The sequence below is a fragment of the Pseudomonas sp. SMSB3 genome, assembly GCF_052041965.1.
Lineage (GTDB): Bacteria > Pseudomonadota > Gammaproteobacteria > Pseudomonadales > Pseudomonadaceae > Aquipseudomonas.
Window position 1 is genome coordinate 25,978 of the sequence record NZ_JBKGGV010000008.1, and the last position, 18,326, is coordinate 44,303.

Here is an 18,326-nt window from a genome sequence, read left to right on the forward strand (position 1 = left end):
CTGATGACCTCCTCTCCATTGCCCCTTGTGCTCGCCGGCCCCGTGCTGCGCCGCCTTGAACCTCAGCGCCTGGCGCTGTGGATGGTCGGTAGCCAACCGTTGCCCGTGCAATTTGCGTTCGACGGCACCGCCCAAGTCGATTGCCAGGTCGTGCCGATTGGCAAGCATGCCTTCATCCACTTGCTGCAGATTGAGTTCAGCGAGCCCTTGCCGTGCAATGTTTTCCTCGAGTTCGATGTATTGATCGACGGCAAGGGCATCGCAGACTGGGCGCCACACCTGCTTTACCCCGGCAACCGACGGCCAATCCTGGTGCTGCGTGAGCGTTTCGATCACGTGCTGCACGGCTCGTGCCGCAAGCCGCATCACCCGGCGGCCGACGGGTTGCTCTGTGCCGACCGCTTGCTGCAGGCCTGCGCGCAGCCGCAGGAGCGCCCCGCCGTGTTGTTGATGACGGGCGACCAGGTCTATGTCGATGACGTCGCCGGGCCGATGCTACGGGCTATCCATACGCTGATCGAACGGCTGGGCCTGTTCGACGAGGCACTGGAGGGTGCGGTGGTCGCTGACAGCCAGGCGCTCTACCGGCACCCGGCCAGCTATTATCACCGCGCCGACCTGCTGCCAGCGCAAAAGCGCAATGAAACGCTGCGCGAACGTTTCTTTGGCGGCAAGCGCAAGCCGATCTTTTCGTCCAGTAATGCCGACAACCATTTGGTGACCTTGGCCGAAGTCATGGCCATGTACCTGTTGGTGTGGTCGCCGGTGCCCTGGCGCCTGGTGGACCTGAGCATGCCGGCAGGGTTGAGCGATCAACACCGGGCGCGCTATGGCGAGGAGCTGCCGCGCATCGAGGCGTTCGCTGCCAACCTGGGTGATGTCGCGAGGGTGATGGCGCATCTGCCCAGCCTGATGATTTTTGACGATCACGACATCACCGATGACTGGAACCTCTCGGCGCAGTGGGAAGAGACAGCCTACGGCCATCCTTTCTCGCGACGCATCATCGGCAACGCGTTGCTCGGCTACCTGTTGTGCCAGGCCTGGGGCAACGATCCACAGGGGTGCAGCGGGTTGATCGCGCAGTGCCAGCTGCCGACGACGCGGCAAGACGAAGTGATCGAGCGTTTGCTGCAGTTCCAGGGCTGGCAATTCACCCTGCCAAGCGCCCCGCCGCTGCTGGTGCTCGACACCCGCACCCGCCGCTGGCGCAGTGAAAGCGACCCGGCCCGGCCGTCCGGGCTGCTGGACTGGGAGGCACTGAGCGAATTGCAGCAAGCGCTGCTGGACCATCCCTCGGCAATCATCGTGTCGCCGGCGCCGATCTTTGGCGTGAAATTGATCGAGACGGTACAGCGGGTATTCAGCTGGCTGGGCTACCCGTTGCTGGTCGATGCCGAAAACTGGATGGCGCACCGGGGCGCCGCACAGGTGATCCTGAATATCTTCCGCCACTCGCGCACCCCAGGGCACTACGTGATCCTTTCAGGCGACGTGCATTACTCATTCGTCTACGAAGTGCTGATCCGTCACCGCCAGCGCAGCCCGCACCTGTGGCAAGTGACCAGCAGCGGCATCAAGAATGAATTCCCGCGGCGCCTGCTGGATGTACTGGATCGGCTCAACCGCTGGCTGTATGCGCCGCGCTCGCCGTTGAACTGGTTCACCAAACGCCGGCAGATGGAGGTCGTGCCGCGCGTTCCAAGCCGTCGCAAGGCGGGGGAACGGCTGTGGAATGGGGCTGGGTTGGGCCAGGTGTTTTTCGATGAACAAGGCCGGCCGGTGCAGGTCTATCAGCTCAGTGCAGATGGCAGCGAAGCCGCAGCGTTCGAGCGCGATGCGTGACGTTGAGGTCAGCCGCTGATCAGGCAGCGTCCCAGCTCGACAACGCGGCTATCAGGTGCGCTCCAGCGCACTCACCAGGTCGTGAAAGGCTTCGCGGTTGGAATCATTGAGCCCCATGAGAATCTTGTGCGCTTCGAGCACCTTGGAGCGCACCACGTCTTCGTTCTGGTCCTGTGACGGCAGATCGCTCAGGCATTCCGGGCACGGCACCGGGTGCTCGACGATATTGAACACCTGATCGAAGCCCATGGACTGCAGCAAGCGCGAGATGTCAGGGTTGGTGGTCACCACGGTGGGCAACAGGCCGACCTTCTGCCGCGACAGGATCGACAGCTTGGCCAGCAGGCCCAAGGTGGTACTGTCGATGCTCTCGGTTTCGGTCAGGTCGATGACGATCGTCGAGAAGTTCAGCGCAGTGAAGATCTTCTCGATCGTGGCATCCAATGCCGAACACAGCGTCAGGCGCACTTCACCGACAAACTTCAGTACAAAGGTACCGCTCTGCTCGGCGAACTGGATTCTACCGGTACTCATTGAAGGTTCCTGCTCAACACCAATAGGGCGATATCATCCGGCATCTCCCCAAGCGTAGCCAATCCAAATCGTTGCCGCAGCCCATCCAGGCTACCACCCGCTGTCTTGACGATGTCCGGCAAGCCAGCTTCTTTATCTTTGAGCGTGTCGCCCGGCAAAAGGTCCAGGATGCCGTCGGACATGAGGGTCAGGCTGAACTGCTCGGGCAGCTCGATCACCAGGTCCTGGTAGGTGGCCTCGTCGAACAATCCGACCGGCAAGCCACGGCCTTCCAGGTAACGGGCCTGGCCTGGAGTGTACAGCACCGGCAACGGCAAGTGCCCACCGACGGCATAGGTCAACAGGCCCGTCTCCTCGTCGATCACGCCACCGACCATGGTGACGTGTTTACCCAGTTTGCAGTTGATCAGCCCGCGGTTGATGTGACTGAGCACCTGTGAGGGTTTGAACTCACGCTGCTTGCTGCGCTTGAATTCGAACAACAAGCGCGTGGTCATGAACTTCAGCAGTACGGTGACGAACGCCGAGGATGCCCCATGCCCGGACACATCGGCCAGGTAGAAGGCGATCCGTCGCTCATCGACACGGAAGTAGTCGGCAAAATCGCCCGACAGGTACAGCGACGGAATGATCTGGTGCTCGAAGGCGAACTCACCCAGCGTCCAGGGGCTTTCCGGCAGCATGTTCATCTGCACCTGGCGCCCGGCGGTCTGGTCTTCCTGCAGCAGGTGCAGGCTGGCCTCGAGCTCGCGGTTGGCTGTTTCGAGCTTTTCCCGGTAGCGCTGGTTTTCCTGCACCAGGTGCGAACGATCGAGGGCCCGGCGTACCGAATGTTCGAGCACGGCCAGGTCTTCCAGCGGCTTGATCAGGTAATCTGCCGCGCCCAGGCGCAAGGCCTCGACTGCGTCGCTCATCACCCCGGCGCCCGACACCACGATCACCGGCAATTGCGGCTCGCGTTCACTGATCTGACGGATCAGTTCGAGCCCGCCCATCTGCGGCATACGCAGATCGCAGATGACAAGGTCGGGCTGCTGTTGTTCGAAGACCTGAAGGCCCTGCTGGCCATTACCGGCCTGGAGCACACTGAAGCCACTGTCTTCCAGATAGGCGGCGAGGCTCGCACGGACCACGTCGTCATCATCGATGATCAGCAGCGTTGCACTGATTTTCTGCATGTGGGCGAACGGCGCCGATTTGGGTTGGTGCAGGAACGTCTGCAAGGCTGACATCCAACTGCTGGAATACTCTGTGGTGAAGCTCAACTTGAGTTGTAGGCCAATAACCCAGCCCAGGCAACCCAAGGATCTACCGCGTAAGGCGCAGACGGTACTCCCATCCGCAAAGCGTTTCAAGCTTACGTCGGCTGAGTTCGCTGCAGTTTGCCGACCAAATCACCGAGAGTTATAAAAATACTGTTTGAAGTGCCCAATGGTTAGGACATGGCGCGGGTCGTTGGCTCTACCCCGGCGCTTCGCACGTCATCGCGCATTGGTTCGCCACCGCGTTTGCATAAGCCTGTAACAAAAACGGCGACCCAAAGGTCGCCGTCAATGCACCGCAAGCGCTTAGAAGTCGTCTTCGACTTCACCGTCCTTGACCTTGAACTCGCGGTTCTGCAGGTAGGCATTGCGCAAGAAGATGTACTTGTCGCCTTGGATCAGCTTCTCCGCTGGCAGCAAGCTGGCGCGGGTGTCGACCACATCCAGGGCAAAGATCGAGTTACGGGTCGGCACATGGTCGATGTAGCGATAAGGCTTGGTGTAGGTGTCAGGGTAGCGTGCCAGGCCATCACGCACGGTGCTCGGCCCCAATAGCGGAATGACCACGTACGGGCCGCTTGGCACGCCCCAGTAACCCAGGGTCTGGCCGAAGTCTTCGTCGCTGCGCTGCAGGCCCATGCGGGTGCCCACGTCGAAGAAGCCGCCGATACCGAAGACGGTGTTGACGATCAGCCGCGCCGTGTCCACGCCAGCCGCATGCGGCTTGAGCTGCAGCACGTTGTTGGCCAGGTTGGTGACATCGCCGATGTTACGGAAAACGTTATGAATGCCATCTTCGAGAAATTGCGGGGTAATGGCGTCATAGCCCTGGGCCAACGGCTTGAGGGCATAGGTGTCGATCGTATCGTTGAAGCGGAAGATCGGGCGGTTGACCGCTTCCCAGGGATCTTCCTCGGTGGCGGCCTGGGTGGCAGCCACAGGCGCCAGCAGCAAGCTGGCACAGACACAGGCCTGGGTGAATCGCTCGATCACACCGGCACTGATCCTACGCATAGATGTTTCTCCATCGAAATTCTCGGCCGCAAGCGCATCAGGTGCGCCGCACTCAGCCGGCAGTATAGAGACTTGCACGCTGATAAACAGCTTTACATTTTGCTGCTCAAAACATTGTGAACAGACATTGCCGTCATGCCTTGGTAACACACAGTCACTAGCCTGCAGCGTATTTCAGGAAAGTCCCCATGCTCGCTGCACCTGTCATCCGCTCTGTTCTGTTCGGCCTGCGCGATTGCCTGCTCCAGGTCATCGACCAGCAGCCGCGACCTGCGCCTGGCGCGCTGGCAACCCTCGCCAGCCTGCGTGACGCACAGATCCCCTGCATCTGGCTGGACCAACTGCCCGACGCCGAGGGTAAACATCTGGCCGAGGTCTTGCCTGCCTGGCTGCCAGGGTACGCGCACAAAGGCATGCCCTGGCCTGCACCCGACCCCTGCTGGCAGGCCTTGATGGCCATGCAGGCCGAACAGCTGGAAGGCTGCGTGCTGGTCAGCGGCGAGCCCAAGCTGCTGCAAGCAGGCCTCAATGCCGGCGTGTGGACGGTGGGCCTGGCGGCCTGCGAGCCGGTGGGCGAGTCCAGTGCGCTGCAGTGGCAAGGCATGACCGTACAACAGCGCGACATCGCCCGCGGCAAAGCGACTTTGGCCCTGTTCAACCTCGGCGTGCATTCGGTGATCGACCACCTTGCCGAGCTCGATACCTGCCTTGCCGACATCGCGCTGCGCTGCAGCAAAGGTGAAAAACCCTGATACATGCCAGTGGGCAGCTCACCGGCAAAGCGCCAGTCAGTGGATTACCCTAAAACACAGGTGAGAACCTTTGCCGCTTCGCTGAGGTCCATGCCTTTGCCAAGCCATTGATGGAGTACAGCCAAATGCCTGCCCGCGAATTGCAAGAACGCCTGAACAGCCTGCGCGAGCAACTGGATCGCAACGTACCGCTTTCTGATCAAGAAGTGGCCGCACTGCATGAGGAGGCCCGGGAGATCGAAGCGCAGCTGAAGCTCGAGGAAGCCACGGCCGACAACAACATGGTCGACGGCGTCAACCTGGCAATCGAGCGCTTCGAGGCCGAGCACCCGGACCTCACCGCCACCCTGCGCAGCATCGCCAACTCGCTGCACAGCATGGGCATCTGAGCTGCCCACCCGCCTGGCGGCTGCGCCCGATTACTGGCGAACCAGGCGCAGGTTCGCCAGGCTGATCGCAGCGGTACTGCGATAGGGGTTGATGTCCAGCCCGCCGCGGCGCACATAGCGCGCGTATACCGTCAGGTGCTCGGGCTGCAGGAGCTGTTTCAAGTCCAGATAGATGCGCTCGACGCATTGCTCGTGGAAATCGGCGTGCTGGCGGAAGCTGATCAGGTAGGTCAGCAAGCTGGCATGGTCCAGCGCCCGGCCCTTGTAGTGCACCACCACACTGCCCCAGTCAGGCTGGCCGGTCACCGGGCAGTTGGACTTGAGCAGGTTGCTGTGCACCGTTTCCTCCACCACGCACTGCGCGTCACAGCTGAGCAACGCCGGTTGCGGATGAGCGTAGTTGTCGATGGCAACATCCAGACCGTCAATGCACTGACCCGGCAACGCCACCACACCTTGTGCCTGCACGTCATTCAGGCTGCGCACTTGTACGCCAACCGGCTTGCCCGCAGCTGCCGACAGGTCCTTGACCAGGCACGCCTGCAATTCGGCCAGCGAGGCGAACACGGTCTGGTTAAGTGAGTTCAGGTACAGCTTGAACGACTTGGACTCGATGATGTTGGGCGAATCGGCCGGGATGGCGAACTCACCAATGGCAACCACCGGCTTACCCGACGGCAACAACCATGACAATTCGAAGCAGTTCCAGTAATCCACACCCTGCCAAGGCAATGTCTGCGCAGTGACGCCCAGCTCGGCCCACTTGGCGGTACGTGGAATGGGGAACAGCAATGAAGGGGTGTAGGTAGCGATGTATTCGCTGGACTTGCCCAGCGGGGAATGTTCGGCGGCGGGGTGCATGGAAACTGACCTGAAGGTTCGAAATTGCTCCTAGTCTACCGGTTTTGCATCCTGCCTTGCAGGCCCGCCTACTCGATGGTCAATGACCCGACCATACCCGCCTGGTAATGGCCAGGAACGTTGCAGGCGAATTCGATCGGCGCCGACTTGCGGAACGTCCAGGTCAGCTCGGCACGCTGACCGGGCTGCACCAGCACCGTGTTGCCCCCGGCATGGCCGTGCTCGCCATGATGACTGTGGGCAGGGTCGGTGGCCGCGGTGGAGCGCTCGCCCTGCATGGCGAGCATCTGCTTCTGGTGCTCGGCGTGCATGGCCTTGTCACCCAGGTTGAATTCATGGGGCAGCTGGCCCTGATTGATAACCACGAAACGCACGGTTTCCCCTGCCTTGACCTGCAAGTGCCTGGGCTCGAAGGCGATATCCTTGAGCAGCACCTCGACCGTACGCGTGGCGGCACTGGCCGGAGCCGGCTCGCCGAAAGCGAAGCTGTCACCCTCCTGCGCAGCACCCGGCAAACTGATCAGGGCCAGTGCAGCAGCAATGAACAAGCGTTTCATGATTTCTCCAACGAACCCGAGTGATTGGCAGCACGTTAAACTGCTGCGACTGGCGCGGACCTGACGGCAAGATTACAACTTTGTAAGCCAAGGCCTGAAGCCAGGCCAGTCACGTATCATTGCCGTCAAATCCCTGTGGCCAGCTGGGCCACCTGCGCCCACCGGGCTAGACGTCACCTGCAAGGCTGTGAATCGAGCATGAAACTGCTGATCGTCGAAGACCAACTGCGCACCGGTCAGTACCTGAGTCAGGGCCTGAGTGAAGCGGGCTTTACCACCGAACTGGCGCACGACGGCGACACCGGCCAGCACCTGGCGCTGAGCGGCGATCACGACCTGTTGATCCTCGACGTGATGCTGCCCGGTCGGGATGGCTGGCAGATTCTGCAAGCCGTGCGCCAGGCCGGATTAGGCACGCCGGTGCTGTTTCTCACCGCCCGCGATGCGGTCGAGGACCGCGTTCACGGCCTGGAGCTCGGTGCGGACGATTACCTGGTCAAACCCTTCGCCTTCTCTGAGTTGCTGGCCCGCGTGCGCAGCTTGTTGCGCCGCGGTGCTGGGCCAGGCCAGGACACCCTGCTGGCCCTTGCCGATCTACGCCTGGACCTGCTGCGCCGGCGTGCCGAACGGGGCGGTTCACGCATTGACCTCACGGCCAAGGAGTTCGCCCTGCTCGAGTTGCTGCTGCGCCGTCAGGGCGAGGTGCTGCCCAAGTCGCTGATCGCATCGCAAGTCTGGGACATGAACTTCGACAGCGACACCAATGTGATCGAAGTCGCCGTGCGCCGCCTGCGCCTGAAGATCGACGACCCCCACCCCAAGAAGTTGATCCACACTGTGCGCGGCATGGGCTACGTGCTCGAAGAGCGCCACGACTGATGCCCCGGTTGTCACTCACCACGCGCCTGGCGCTGCTGTTCGCCGCCTGCACCGCCGGCGTCTCGCTGAGCGCCGGCTTGCTGTTCAGTCATGCCAGCGCAGAGCACTTCATCGAACTGGACCGGCAACTGCTGACCTCGCGTGTGTCGGTGCTGCGCAGCCAGATCGACGGCGTAGGCAGTCGCCAGGCACTGACTGATCGATTGCCTGCCCTGCGTACCGAGCTCAGTCACCAGGCGGACCTTGCCCTGCGCATCGACGGACCCGATGGCGCGCTTTGGTTCAGCAGCCGTGATGCCTTGCCGACACCGCCCGCGACCCTTGGCTTGAGCACCGTGACCGCCAACGGCGTCGACTACCGCAGCCTCAGCGTCAAAGCGCACGAGTCAGGCGCTGCGCAGCTGACCGTGTTTCTCGATATCACCCATCACCAGCATTTTCTGCAAGGCATGCAGCGGCTGATCTGGCTGACGGTCGGGCTTGCCGCCTTGGCCACTGCCCTGCTCGGCGCCTGGGCGGCGCGCCGTGGCCTGCGCCCGTTGCGCCAGATGGGCAAGGTGACCGCCAGTGTGTCGGCCCGCTCCCTGACCACTCGGCTGCCGGTGGCGCAGATGCCGCAGGAGCTGGCGGCGCTGGCCGGCAGCCTGAATGCCATGCTGCAAAGGCTGGACGATGCGTTCCAGCGCCTTTCGGCTTTTTCTGCCGATATCGCCCACGAGCTGCGTACGCCGCTGTCCAACCTGCTGACCCACACCCAGGTCACGCTGACCCGCCCGCGTACCCTGGAGCACTACCGTGAGGCGCTGCATGGCAACCTTGAAGAGCTGCAGGCCATGGCGCAGATGATCAATGACATGCTGTTCCTGGCCAAGGCCGACCACGGCCTGCTGGTGCCCGGGCGAACCCAGTTGGCCATGCACGAAGAAGTCGATGCGCTGCTGGAATACTACGCGCCGGCAGCAGAAGACTGCGGGGTGATGTTGCGACGCGAGGGCACCGCCGCTGTGCACGGCGACCGGCAGATGCTGCGCCGAGCCCTGTCCAATCTGCTCGACAACGCGCTGCGCTTTACACCCCCAGGTGGGTCAATTGTCGTGACGCTGTCGCCTGGCACGCAGCTGTGTGTGGCCAACACCGGCACGGCGATCGACCCCGCCGCATTGGCGCGCCTGTTCGACCGGTTTTACCGCGCAGACCCTGCGCGCCGCGAGGGCAGTCAGGAACATGCAGGGCTGGGCCTGGCGATTACCCAGTCGATCGTGCAGGCGCATGGCGGCAGCATCCGGGCAAGCTGCGAAGACGGCTGGACGCGCTTCGAGATCGACCTTCCCAGCCTCTGATGAAATGGGCTACGGGGCAGCCCAGCTCGCCGCCGTTTCAGACCGCCAGCCCAATGGCAGGCTGCACTTGGGAGGCCCGGTACGCCGGGTATAGGGTCGCCAGGAAGCTCATCAGCAAGCCTGCGGCGCAAATCATCAGCACGTCGCCACCCTGCAGCTCCGATGGCAGGCTGCTGATGAAGTACACATCGGAAGTGAAGATGTGCTGGCCGCTGATCCGCTCCAGCCAGCCGACGATCTGGCTGACATTGAGCGCGGCGATTACGCCAAGCACGCCGCCGATCAGCGTGCCGACCACGCCGATCAAGCTGCCCTGGACCATGAACGTGCCCATGATCTGCGCAGGCGTCGCCCCTAGCGTACGCAAGATGGCGATGTCCGGCCCCTTGTCGTTCACCACCATCACCAGGGTGGCGATGATGTTGAACGCCGCCACCGCGATGATCATCAGCAACAACAGGCCGATCATGGTCTTTTCCATCTTCATCGCGCTGAACAGGCTGCCTTGGGTGTGCGACCAGTCATCAGCGCGGTAGCCATCGCCCAGGTGCGCGGCGATGGCCTTGGACACCTGCGGCGCAGCGTACAGGTCATGCAACTTCAGGCGCACACCTTGCACCTGGCCCGGGGCCCAGCGCTGCATCTCGCCAGCATCGGCCAGGTGCATGTAGGCTTGCGAGCCGTCGAGCTCGGCGCCTACCTTGAAGATGCCGACCACGGTCAGGCGCTGCATGCGCGGGGTGATGCCGCCTGGCTCCTTGCTGATTTCCGGCACGATGAGGGTCAGTTTGTCGCCGCTGTTCAGGCGAAAACGCCGGGCAGTCAGTTCCCCGATCACCACCCCGTACTCGCCCGGCTGCAAGTCCTGCAGGCGACCTTGCACGATGTGCTGGCCGACGATCGAGACCTTGTCTTCTTCGGCCGGGTCGATGCCACTGACCTGAATGGGCTGCATGGCGCCTTTGTACGACAGCATGCCTTCCATTTCCGTGATCGGCGCCGCCGCCATTACCGCTGGGTTTTGCAGGGCTGCATCGGCCACCTTGTGCCAGTCGTCCAGCGGCTGCACGCCAAGGATGGCGGCATGCGGCACCAGGCCCAGGATGCGCGAGCTCATCTCGCGCTGGAAGCCGTTCATCACCGACAGCACCACGATCATCGCCAGCACGCCCAGCGACAGGCCGATCATCGACGTCATCGAGATGAATGAGATGAAGTGATTGCGGCGCTTGGCCCGGGTGTAGCGCGCGCCGATGAAGATGGGCAAGGGTCTGAACATGTAGGAAACACCCAATGAAAACGGGGAAACGGGGCGGCGCAGCCACCCCGTGCAAGCGCTTAGATAGCCACCAGGTGGCCGTCGTCGAGCTTCAGCACTCGGTCCATCTGACGCGCCAGGTTAAGGTCATGGGTCACCACCAGGAACGCCGTGCGCGAGGAACTGGACAACTCTTGCATCAGTTCCTGAATACCCTGGGCGGTGTGATGGTCCAGGTTGCCGGTCGGCTCGTCGAGCATCACCAGCCCAGGACGGTTGACCAGGGCACGGGCAATCGCCACACGCTGACGCTCGCCACCGGACAGCTCGGCAGGTTTGTGATGCAGGCGATGGCCGAGCCCAACCCGCTTGAGCAAGGCCTCGGCGCGCTCGCGCGCTTCGGGAATGGCGGTGCGGCCGATCAGCAGCGGCATGCACACGTTCTCCATGGCAGTGAACTCAGGCAGCAGGTGATGGAACTGATAGACGAAGCCCAGCTCGCGGTTGCGCAGCAGGCCACGGGCCCGCTCGCCCAGGGCCGACAGCTCTTCGCCGGCCAGCCACACACTGCCCTGGCTCGGCCGGTCGAGGCCGCCCAACAGGTTCAGCAAGGTACTCTTGCCCGAGCCGGAACTGCCAACGATGGCCACGCGCTCACCCGGATGCAGCTCCAGGTTGAGGCCGGACAGCACTTGTACCGACTCCGGGCCCTCGTCATAGGACTTGCCGAGGTTACGGCAACTCAGAACGGCTTTATCACTCATGCGCGACTCACTCATAACGTAGCGCCTCTGCTGGCTGGGTGCGTGCCGCACGCCAGGCCGGATACAGGGTGGCGAAGAAACTCAGGACCAACGCCGCACCGCAGACCATGTACACATCCTGGGCCTGGATCTGCGACGGCAGGTAATCGATGAAGTACACGTCGGCATTGAGGAACTTGTGCCCGATCAGTTTCTCGATGCCGGCGATCACCGCGCTCACGTTCAACGCGGCGATGATCCCGACCACAGCGCCGATCAAGGTGCCGATCACCCCGATCACCGTGCCCTGGACCATGAAGATCAGCATGATCTGCCCAGGTGTGGCGCCGAGGGTGCGCAGGATGGCGATGTCGCCACGCTTGTCGTTGACCACCATCACCAAGGTGGAAATGATGTTGAAGGCTGCTACCGCGACGATCAGCAGCAACAGCAGGCCGATCATGGCCTTCTCCATGCGGATCGCCTGGTACAGGTTGCCGTGGCTACGCGTCCAGTCGCGGCTGAAGTACTGATCTTCACCCAGCTGCTGGGCGATGTTCCAGGCCAACCGCGGTGCCTGGAACAGGTCCTCGAACTTCAGGCGCAGGCCCTGTACCTGGTCGGGTTTCCAGCGGTGCAGGCGCGACAGGTCGGTGAGGTTGGTCAGGCCCAGGTAGCCGTCGATCTCGCCGGCACCGACGTGGAAGGTGCCGACCACGGTGAAGCGCTTCATGCGCGGAAACATGCCGGCCGGGGTCACGCTGACCTCGGGGGCGACGAAGGTGAGCTTGTCGCCGACGGCGACCCCCAGCTTGGCGGCGGCCTTGTCGCCGATCATGATGCCCCACTCGCCCGGCGCCAGCTGATCGAGGCTGCCCTGCTGAATGAAGTTGTCGATGATCGACACCTGGCGCTCGCGCGCCGGATCGATGCCATTGAGCAACACCTTCTGCACCTTGCCATCATGGGTCAGCAAGCCTTGCATCTGGGTGTAGGGCGCGACCGCCAGCACCTGTGGATTCTGCTTTACTTGTTCAGCGAGGGCGGGCCAATCGTTGATCGGCTGGCCGCTTTCCAGCGTGGCATGCGGGATCATGCCCAACACGCGGGTCCGCATCTCGTGGTCGAAACCGTTCATCACCGAGAGCACCACGATCATCACCACCACGCCCAGGGCGAGGCCGATCATCGAGGTCAGGGAAATGAACGAGACAAAGTGATTGCGGCGCTTGGCACGGGTGTAACGCGTACCGATGAATGCGAAGAGAGGTCTGAACATGTCGGGGCTTGTTCGGAGGAAAGGGAACGTCCTGGTGGCGAGGCGCCTACAGCGGCTTTACACTCGGACCACCGCCGCAACCATGGGTTCGCCATGACGACATTAGACGAAGAAGATCGCCGCGAATACTACCGCATCGAAGATCGGATCGCACTGGAAATCAGCCCCCTCAGCGCGGCCGAAGCCCTTGAGGCAGAACTGTTGCAGGATGATTCGCCACTGTTCAACCTGCTCAGCGAACTGCACCTCTCGGACTTCGAGTCCCAACATTTGCTGCGCCAGTTGAGCGACAAGGACCGCACCCTCGCGGCGTTTCTGCGCGCGCAGAACAAACGCCTCGACCTGCTGAGCGCGGTGGTCGCGCAGACCCTGCTGGGGGAAATCGGCCAGCCGCAGCGGGTGGTCATTTCCGAGGGTGGCATCGAATTCGCCCAGGCGCAGGCGGTCGCCCCGGGCAGCCGGGTGAAAGTGAAGATGGTGTTGATGCCGCGCGCCCACGGCCTGCTGCTGCGCGGCCGGATCACCCACTGCGACCCGCGCCCGGACGGCACCTTCGAGGTCGGCACCGAATTCATCGACATGACCGATGCCCAACGGCAACTGCTGGCCCGCTATATCCTGCAACGTCAACAGCAGCAGCGCCGCCAGCAACTGGAACAAGACGGCCCCGCCGCCTAGGCTCATCCCCCTGATTTGAAGGAACGAACGTGACCCTGATCTACGGCCACCGCGGCGCCAAAGGCGAAGCCCCTGAAAATACCCTCAAGAGTTTCCAGCAGTGCCTGGCGCACGGCGTTAACCGCTGCGAACTCGACCTGCACCTGTCGGCCGACAACCAGCTGATGGTGATCCACGACCCCACGCTCAAGCGCACCACCGGCCGACGCGGCAAGGTGGTCGAGCACCCCGCTGCCGAGCTGGTGCGCATCGACGCGCGCAAAGGCGGCCCAGGCCATGTGCAGCCCTGCCCGATCCCGACGCTGGAGGAGCTGTTCGAAAAATGCGCTTTCGAGCATTGGCAACTGGAGGTCAAGAGCGCTTCGCGTACCCGCGCCGCGACCACGGTGCTGGCTATTCGCGAGCTGGCCCAGCAGTTCGGCCTGCTGGACAAAGTCACCATTACCTCAAGCTCGCGCGAGGTGCTGGGCGCCGCCCAGGAACTGGTGCCGGATGTGCAACGCGGCCTGGTGGCCGAATACGCCTGGCTCGACCCGCTGAAGGTGGCGCAGAACTACGGCTGCCAGATGCTGGCGCTGAACTGGACGCTGTGCACCCCTGAGCGCCTGCTCAAGGCCCAGGGCCAAGGGCTGCACGTATCGGTGTGGACGGTCAACGAGCCGGCGCTGATGCGCAGGCTCGCTGATTTTGGCGTGGATAGCCTGATTACAGACTTTCCCGGTTTGGCCAAGACCACCCTCGGGTAGGGCTGAAATCGGTCTCCCCGACCGGCTCAGGCCACCGGCCGGAGCCGCTCAAAAAAGCCGGTTCAGGCCGTCGTAGGCAGCTACCCGATAGGCTTCGGCCATGGTCGGGTAGTTGAAGGTGGTGTTGACGAAGTATTTCAGGTTGTTCTGTTCGCCCGGCTGGTTCATCACGGCCTGGCCGATATGGACGATTTCCGAAGCCTGGTAGCCGAAGCAGTGCACGCCGAGCACCTCGAGGGTTTCGCGGTGGAACAGGATCTTCAGCATGCCCTGCGGCTCGCCAGCGATCTGCGCCCGCGCCATGCTCTTGAAGAACGCCTTGCCCACTTCATAGGGCACCTTGGCCTGGGTCAGTTCCTGTTCGTTCTTACCGATCGAGCTGATTTCCGGAATGGTGTAGATCCCGGTCGGCACGTCGTTGACGAAACGCCAGCTGCCGTTGTCGACGATGCTGCCGGCTGCCGAGCGGCCCTGGTCGTGGGCGGCACTGGCCAGGCTCGGCCAGCCAATCACGTCGCCGGCACCGTAGATGTTCGGCACCGACGTGCGATAAGCCTCGTCGACCTCGATCTGGCCACGGCTATTGACCTTGATGCCGATGTTTTCCAGGCCCAGCTTGTCGGTATTGCCAGTGCGGCCGTTGCACCACAGCAAGGCGTCGGCCTTGATCTTCTTGCCCGACTTCAGGTGCAGGATCACGCCGTTGTCCAGTCCTTCGACGCGCTCGTAGTCCTCATTGTGGCGGACCGTGATGTTGTTGTTGCTGAAGTGATAGCTCAGGGCCTGGGAAATTTCCGAGTCGAGGAAGCTCAACAGCTGCCCGCGGTTATCGACCAGCTCCACCAGCACGCCAAGGCCGCTGAAGATCGACGCGTACTCGCAGCCGATCACCCCAGCGCCGTAGACGATCAGCTTGCGCGGGGTGTGGCTGAGGCTGAGGATGGTGTCGCTGTCGTAGACGCGCGGGTGATGGAAGTCGATGTCCGCCGGGCGGTACGGGCGCGAACCGGTGGCGATGATGATGTGCTTGGCGTTGAGCTTTTCCACCACGCCATTGGGGCAGACCACTTCGATGGTTTGCTCGTCGGCGAAGCTGCCAGTGCCGAAGAACAGATCGACGCGGTTACGGGCGTAGTAGCCGGTGCGCGACGCGACCTGCTTGGCGATGACTTTTTCGGCGCTCTTGAGCACGTCCGGGAACGAGAACCAGCGCGGCTCGCCGATGGCGCGGAACATCGGGTTGGTGTTGAACTGCATGATCTGCCGCACCGAGTGACGCAGTGCCTTGGACGGGATGGTGCCCAAATGGGTGCAGTTGCCGCCGACCTGGCGGCGGCTGTCGACCATCGCCACCTTGCGCCCCGCTTTGGCGGCGTTCATCGCCGCACCCTCACCGGCCGGGCCGGAACCCAGCACCACTACGTCGTAGTTGTAGACAGCCATGCGTACTCCTTCAGAACTGGCCCGGGGTTACGGTTACCCACGGGACTCGATCATGCCGCCGGAGCGCCATGAGAAAATTCGGGTGCAGTCTAATCAAGCGTGAACGCCGCGCACATTAACCCTTGGTCGCGTCGTAGGCCAATTTTGCCTGCACTACATGTCACACACCGGTCCGTGGCGGCATCATCCCTGGCAACGCTTTCAATCGCCTTTCAGCGCACGCTCGAAGGCCGGGGTCGCTCGGGAGACGAAGCCACCCTCGGCCCGAGTCACGAACATTGCCGGCAGTTCATGTTCCACGGCAAAGGCCCACGCGCGCTGCGGACCGAGAATCAGCAGCAACGTCGAATAGCCATCGGCCTGCATGGCCGAGGCATCGAGCACGGTGACCGCGGCCAGATCATGGTCGACCGGGCGCCCCAGGCGCGCATCGAAGGCGTGCGAATAGCGCTGGCCATTGTCCTCGAAATAGTGCCGGTAGTCACCCGAGCTCGACACGCTGAGCCCTTGGACGGGGTACAGTCGGCGAGCCATCTGCCGGTCCGGCCCTGGCAATTGCAGGGCGATGCGCCAAGGGCTGCCGTCAGGCTTGCGGCCAACGGCCTTGAGTTCACCGGTCGCCTCGGCGACGAAACTGGTCACGCCCATGGCCTGCAGGCGCGCGGCGAGCAGGTCCACCGCGTGGCCGGCGGCGATGCTGTTGAAATCGAGCTGCACCGGGGCATCCTTGCACAACGCCTGACCTTCCAGCCGCAGGTGCTGGTAGCCGACCCGCTGCTGGGCGCGGGCCAATGCCCTGGCACCGGGGATCTGTTCGTGTCGAGCTTGCGGGCCGAAGCCCCAGAGCCTCAGCAGCGGCTCCACGGTCAGGTCATAGGCGCCGTCGCTGAGCTGCGCCAGGTGCAGGCCGAAACTGACCAGTTCACGCATATCCTTTGGCAGGATCATGCAGCGGTGGGCCGGCAGTCGGTTGAACTGGCTGACGGTGGAGTCGGCGCGGTAGGTGGAGTAGTGCTGATCGATGTCATGCAAGATGGCTTCGACAGCCGCCTGCACTTGCGCAGGCGCAGGCCCACCGGCCTCGCGCACGTACTGGATGCTATAGCTGCTGCCCATGGTCGGGCCGCCCAGGCGTTCCACGCTGGGGCCTTCACTGCAGGCGCTGAGCAGCATCAGGATGAACAGGACGGCTGTGCGCAATCAGGATTTCTCGGTTCGAACAGGCGGGCAAAAAAAACGGGAACCCGAAGGTTCCCGTTGTTTCAAGCGTTTACAAGCGGATCAGCGTGGAAACGCTGGCGGGTTCACACCGGCCATGTCTTCCATCACACGCACCACCTGGCAGCTGTAACCGAACTCGTTGTCGTACCAGACGTACAGCACGACGCGGTTGTCGTTGGCGATGGTCGCCTCGGCATCCACCACACCGGCATGGCGCGAGCCGACGAAGTCGGTCGATACCACTTCCTGGGAGCTGACGTAGTCGATCTGCTTGTGCAGTTCCGAGTGCATGGCGGTCTGGCGCAGGTACTCGTTGATCTCGTCGCGGCTGGTCGGCTTCTCGAGGTTCAGATTGAGAATGGCCATCGAAACGTTCGGCGTCGGCACGCGAATGGCGTTGCCGGTCAGCTTGCCCTTGAGCACCGGCAGCGCCTTGGCGGCTGCGGTGGCTGCGCCGGTTTCGGTGATGACCATGTTCAACGGCGCGGCGCGGCCGCGACGGCTGCCCTTGTGGAAGTTGTCGATCAGGTTCTGGTCGTTGGTGAACGAGTGAACGGTCTCGACGTGACCATTGACGATGCCGTACTGGTCGTTGATGGCCTTGAGCACCGGCACGATGGCGTTGGTGGTGCACGAGGCGGCCGAGATGATCTTGTCATCGGCGGTGATATCGCCGTGGTTGATGCCGTGCACGATGTTCTTCAGCGCGCCTTTGCCCGGTGCGGTGAGGATCACGCGGGCAGCGCCCGGGCAGGCCAGGTGCTGGCCCAGGCCGTCGGCATCACGCCATACACCGGTGTTGTCGACGATCAGCGCGTTGTCGATGCCGTACTGGGTGTAGTCGACTTCGCTCGGGCTCTTGGCATAGATGATCTGGATCAGGTTGCCGTTGGCGGTCAGGGTGTTGTTGGCTTCATCGATGGTGATGGTGCCATCGAACGGGCCATGCACCGAGTCGCGGCGCAACAGGCTGGCACGCTTGACCAGGTCGTTCTCGGCGCCCTTGCGCACGACGATGGCGCGCAGGCGCAGGCCGTCACCGCCACCGGTTTTCTCGATCAGGATGCGCGCCAGCAGGCGGCCAATACGGCCGAAACCGTACAGCACCACGTCGGTGCCTTTGCGTGCGGCAGCGTTCTGCTGGCCCACCACGTCGGCCAGCTCTTCACGCACGAACTGCTCGGCGCTGCGGCCGTTGCCTTCTTGCTTGAACTTGTTGGCCAGCTTGCCCAGGTCGACCGATGCTGCGCCCAGTTTCAGCTCGCTCATGGCTTTGAGCAGCGGGAATGTCTCGTGCACGGACAGCTCGGTCTCGTCGGTCTGACGGTGACGCGCAAAGCGGTGGGCCTTGAGGATCGAGATAACCGAACGGTTGATCAGGCTGCGGCCATAAATCGAGCTCACCACGTTGTTGTTGCGGTAGAGCTGACCGATAAGCGGGATCATCGCTTCAGCCAACGCTTCACGATCGATCCACTCACCAAGACACTGGTCGGGCTTCTGAGTCACGGGAACCTTCCACATG

The 18,326-nt window shown here is 62.8% G+C and carries 18 protein-coding genes; 7 read left to right on the forward strand and 11 right to left on the reverse strand.

The features are described from left to right. The first annotated feature begins 3 nt into the window (after positions 1-3). Positions 4-1,845 (forward strand): alkaline phosphatase D family protein, encoded by a 1,842-nt coding sequence (locus tag ACLEJW_RS14405; protein ID WP_440777786.1) that lies wholly within the window; start codon positions 4-6, stop codon positions 1,843-1,845. Positions 1,846-1,896: 51 nt separating this feature from the next. Here ACLEJW_RS14405 and rssC read toward each other — a convergent pair whose 3' ends face one another. The 3 genes from rssC to ACLEJW_RS14420 form a co-directional block, all read right to left on the reverse strand. Further along, positions 1,897-2,379 (reverse strand): anti-sigma factor antagonist RssC, encoded by a 483-nt coding sequence (gene rssC, locus ACLEJW_RS14410; RefSeq protein ID WP_145181759.1) that lies wholly within the window; start codon positions 2,377-2,379, stop codon positions 1,897-1,899. Beyond that, on the reverse strand, positions 2,376-3,557 hold the full coding sequence (gene rssB / locus ACLEJW_RS14415) for a two-component system response regulator RssB (protein ID WP_145183314.1): 1,182 nt from the start codon (positions 3,555-3,557) through the stop codon (positions 2,376-2,378). The genes rssC and rssB overlap by 4 nt, the downstream gene beginning before the upstream one ends. Before the next feature lie 390 nt (positions 3,558-3,947). Beyond that, the gene (locus ACLEJW_RS14420; RefSeq protein ID WP_440777787.1) at positions 3,948-4,655 is read right to left on the reverse strand and encodes an MlaA family lipoprotein; all 708 of its coding nucleotides are present in this window, start codon (positions 4,653-4,655) and stop codon (positions 3,948-3,950) included. A gap of 188 nt (positions 4,656-4,843) precedes the next feature. Between ACLEJW_RS14420 and ACLEJW_RS14425 the strand changes: the two genes are divergently transcribed. Then, complete coding sequence (locus ACLEJW_RS14425) at positions 4,844-5,407, forward strand: phosphonoacetaldehyde phosphonohydrolase-related protein (protein WP_440777788.1); 564 nt, start codon at positions 4,844-4,846, stop codon at positions 5,405-5,407. Positions 5,408-5,532: 125 nt separating this feature from the next. Next, entirely contained in the window at positions 5,533-5,796 is a 264-nt protein-coding gene (locus ACLEJW_RS14430) for a DUF4404 family protein (protein WP_145181751.1), read from the forward strand. Between the two features lie 30 nt (positions 5,797-5,826). Here ACLEJW_RS14430 and queF read toward each other — a convergent pair whose 3' ends face one another. Together queF and ACLEJW_RS14440 are read right to left on the reverse strand one after the other, a co-directional pair. After that, positions 5,827-6,657, reverse strand: a complete 831-nt coding sequence (gene queF, locus ACLEJW_RS14435; protein WP_440777789.1) for an NADPH-dependent 7-cyano-7-deazaguanine reductase QueF — start codon at positions 6,655-6,657, stop codon at positions 5,827-5,829. A gap of 68 nt (positions 6,658-6,725) precedes the next feature. Then, complete coding sequence (locus ACLEJW_RS14440) at positions 6,726-7,214, reverse strand: cupredoxin domain-containing protein (protein ID WP_440777790.1); 489 nt, start codon at positions 7,212-7,214, stop codon at positions 6,726-6,728. A gap of 198 nt (positions 7,215-7,412) precedes the next feature. Between ACLEJW_RS14440 and ACLEJW_RS14445 the strand changes: the two genes are divergently transcribed. After that, positions 7,413-8,093 (forward strand): heavy metal response regulator transcription factor, encoded by a 681-nt coding sequence (locus ACLEJW_RS14445; RefSeq protein ID WP_313299651.1) that lies wholly within the window; start codon positions 7,413-7,415, stop codon positions 8,091-8,093. Continuing rightward, on the forward strand, positions 8,093-9,433 hold the full coding sequence (locus ACLEJW_RS14450; protein ID WP_440777791.1) for a heavy metal sensor histidine kinase: 1,341 nt from the start codon (positions 8,093-8,095) through the stop codon (positions 9,431-9,433). The genes ACLEJW_RS14445 and ACLEJW_RS14450 overlap by 1 nt, the downstream gene beginning before the upstream one ends. Positions 9,434-9,470: 37 nt before the next feature. Here the strand turns inward: ACLEJW_RS14450 and ACLEJW_RS14455 are convergent, their stop codons facing one another. The 3 genes from ACLEJW_RS14455 to ACLEJW_RS14465 are packed head-to-tail and all read right to left on the reverse strand — an operon-like array spanning position 9,471 to position 12,713. After that, positions 9,471-10,712 carry a lipoprotein-releasing ABC transporter permease subunit gene (locus tag ACLEJW_RS14455; RefSeq protein WP_145181736.1) on the reverse strand — a complete coding sequence of 414 codons (1,242 nt, stop codon included), beginning with the start codon at positions 10,710-10,712 and terminating at the stop codon, positions 9,471-9,473. Between the two features lie 59 nt (positions 10,713-10,771). Then, positions 10,772-11,455 carry a lipoprotein-releasing ABC transporter ATP-binding protein LolD gene (gene lolD / locus ACLEJW_RS14460; RefSeq protein ID WP_313299655.1) on the reverse strand — a complete coding sequence of 228 codons (684 nt, stop codon included), beginning with the start codon at positions 11,453-11,455 and terminating at the stop codon, positions 10,772-10,774. Positions 11,456-11,462: 7 nt separating this feature from the next. Further along, a complete protein-coding gene (locus ACLEJW_RS14465; RefSeq protein ID WP_313299658.1) occupies positions 11,463-12,713 on the reverse strand; it encodes a lipoprotein-releasing ABC transporter permease subunit in 1,251 nt (416 codons plus the stop codon). A gap of 93 nt (positions 12,714-12,806) precedes the next feature. On the opposite strand from ACLEJW_RS14465, the gene ACLEJW_RS14470 reads away from it, so the two are divergent. After that, complete coding sequence (locus ACLEJW_RS14470) at positions 12,807-13,391, forward strand: PilZ domain-containing protein (protein ID WP_145181727.1); 585 nt, start codon at positions 12,807-12,809, stop codon at positions 13,389-13,391. A gap of 29 nt (positions 13,392-13,420) precedes the next feature. Beyond that, a complete protein-coding gene (locus ACLEJW_RS14475; protein WP_145181724.1) occupies positions 13,421-14,137 on the forward strand; it encodes a glycerophosphodiester phosphodiesterase in 717 nt (238 codons plus the stop codon). A gap of 48 nt (positions 14,138-14,185) precedes the next feature. On the opposite strand, the gene sthA is transcribed toward ACLEJW_RS14475, so the two are convergent. The 3 genes from sthA to ACLEJW_RS14490 form a co-directional block, all read right to left on the reverse strand. Further along, the gene (gene sthA, locus ACLEJW_RS14480) at positions 14,186-15,580 is read right to left on the reverse strand and encodes a Si-specific NAD(P)(+) transhydrogenase (protein ID WP_145181721.1); all 1,395 of its coding nucleotides are present in this window, start codon (positions 15,578-15,580) and stop codon (positions 14,186-14,188) included. A gap of 201 nt (positions 15,581-15,781) precedes the next feature. Beyond that, complete coding sequence (locus tag ACLEJW_RS14485) at positions 15,782-16,780, reverse strand: FAD:protein FMN transferase (protein ID WP_440777792.1); 999 nt, start codon at positions 16,778-16,780, stop codon at positions 15,782-15,784. An 81-nt stretch (positions 16,781-16,861) separates the two neighbouring features. Next, on the reverse strand, positions 16,862-18,325 hold the full coding sequence (locus tag ACLEJW_RS14490; RefSeq protein ID WP_145181715.1) for a glyceraldehyde-3-phosphate dehydrogenase: 1,464 nt from the start codon (positions 18,323-18,325) through the stop codon (positions 16,862-16,864). Position 18,326 lies beyond the last annotated feature (1 nt).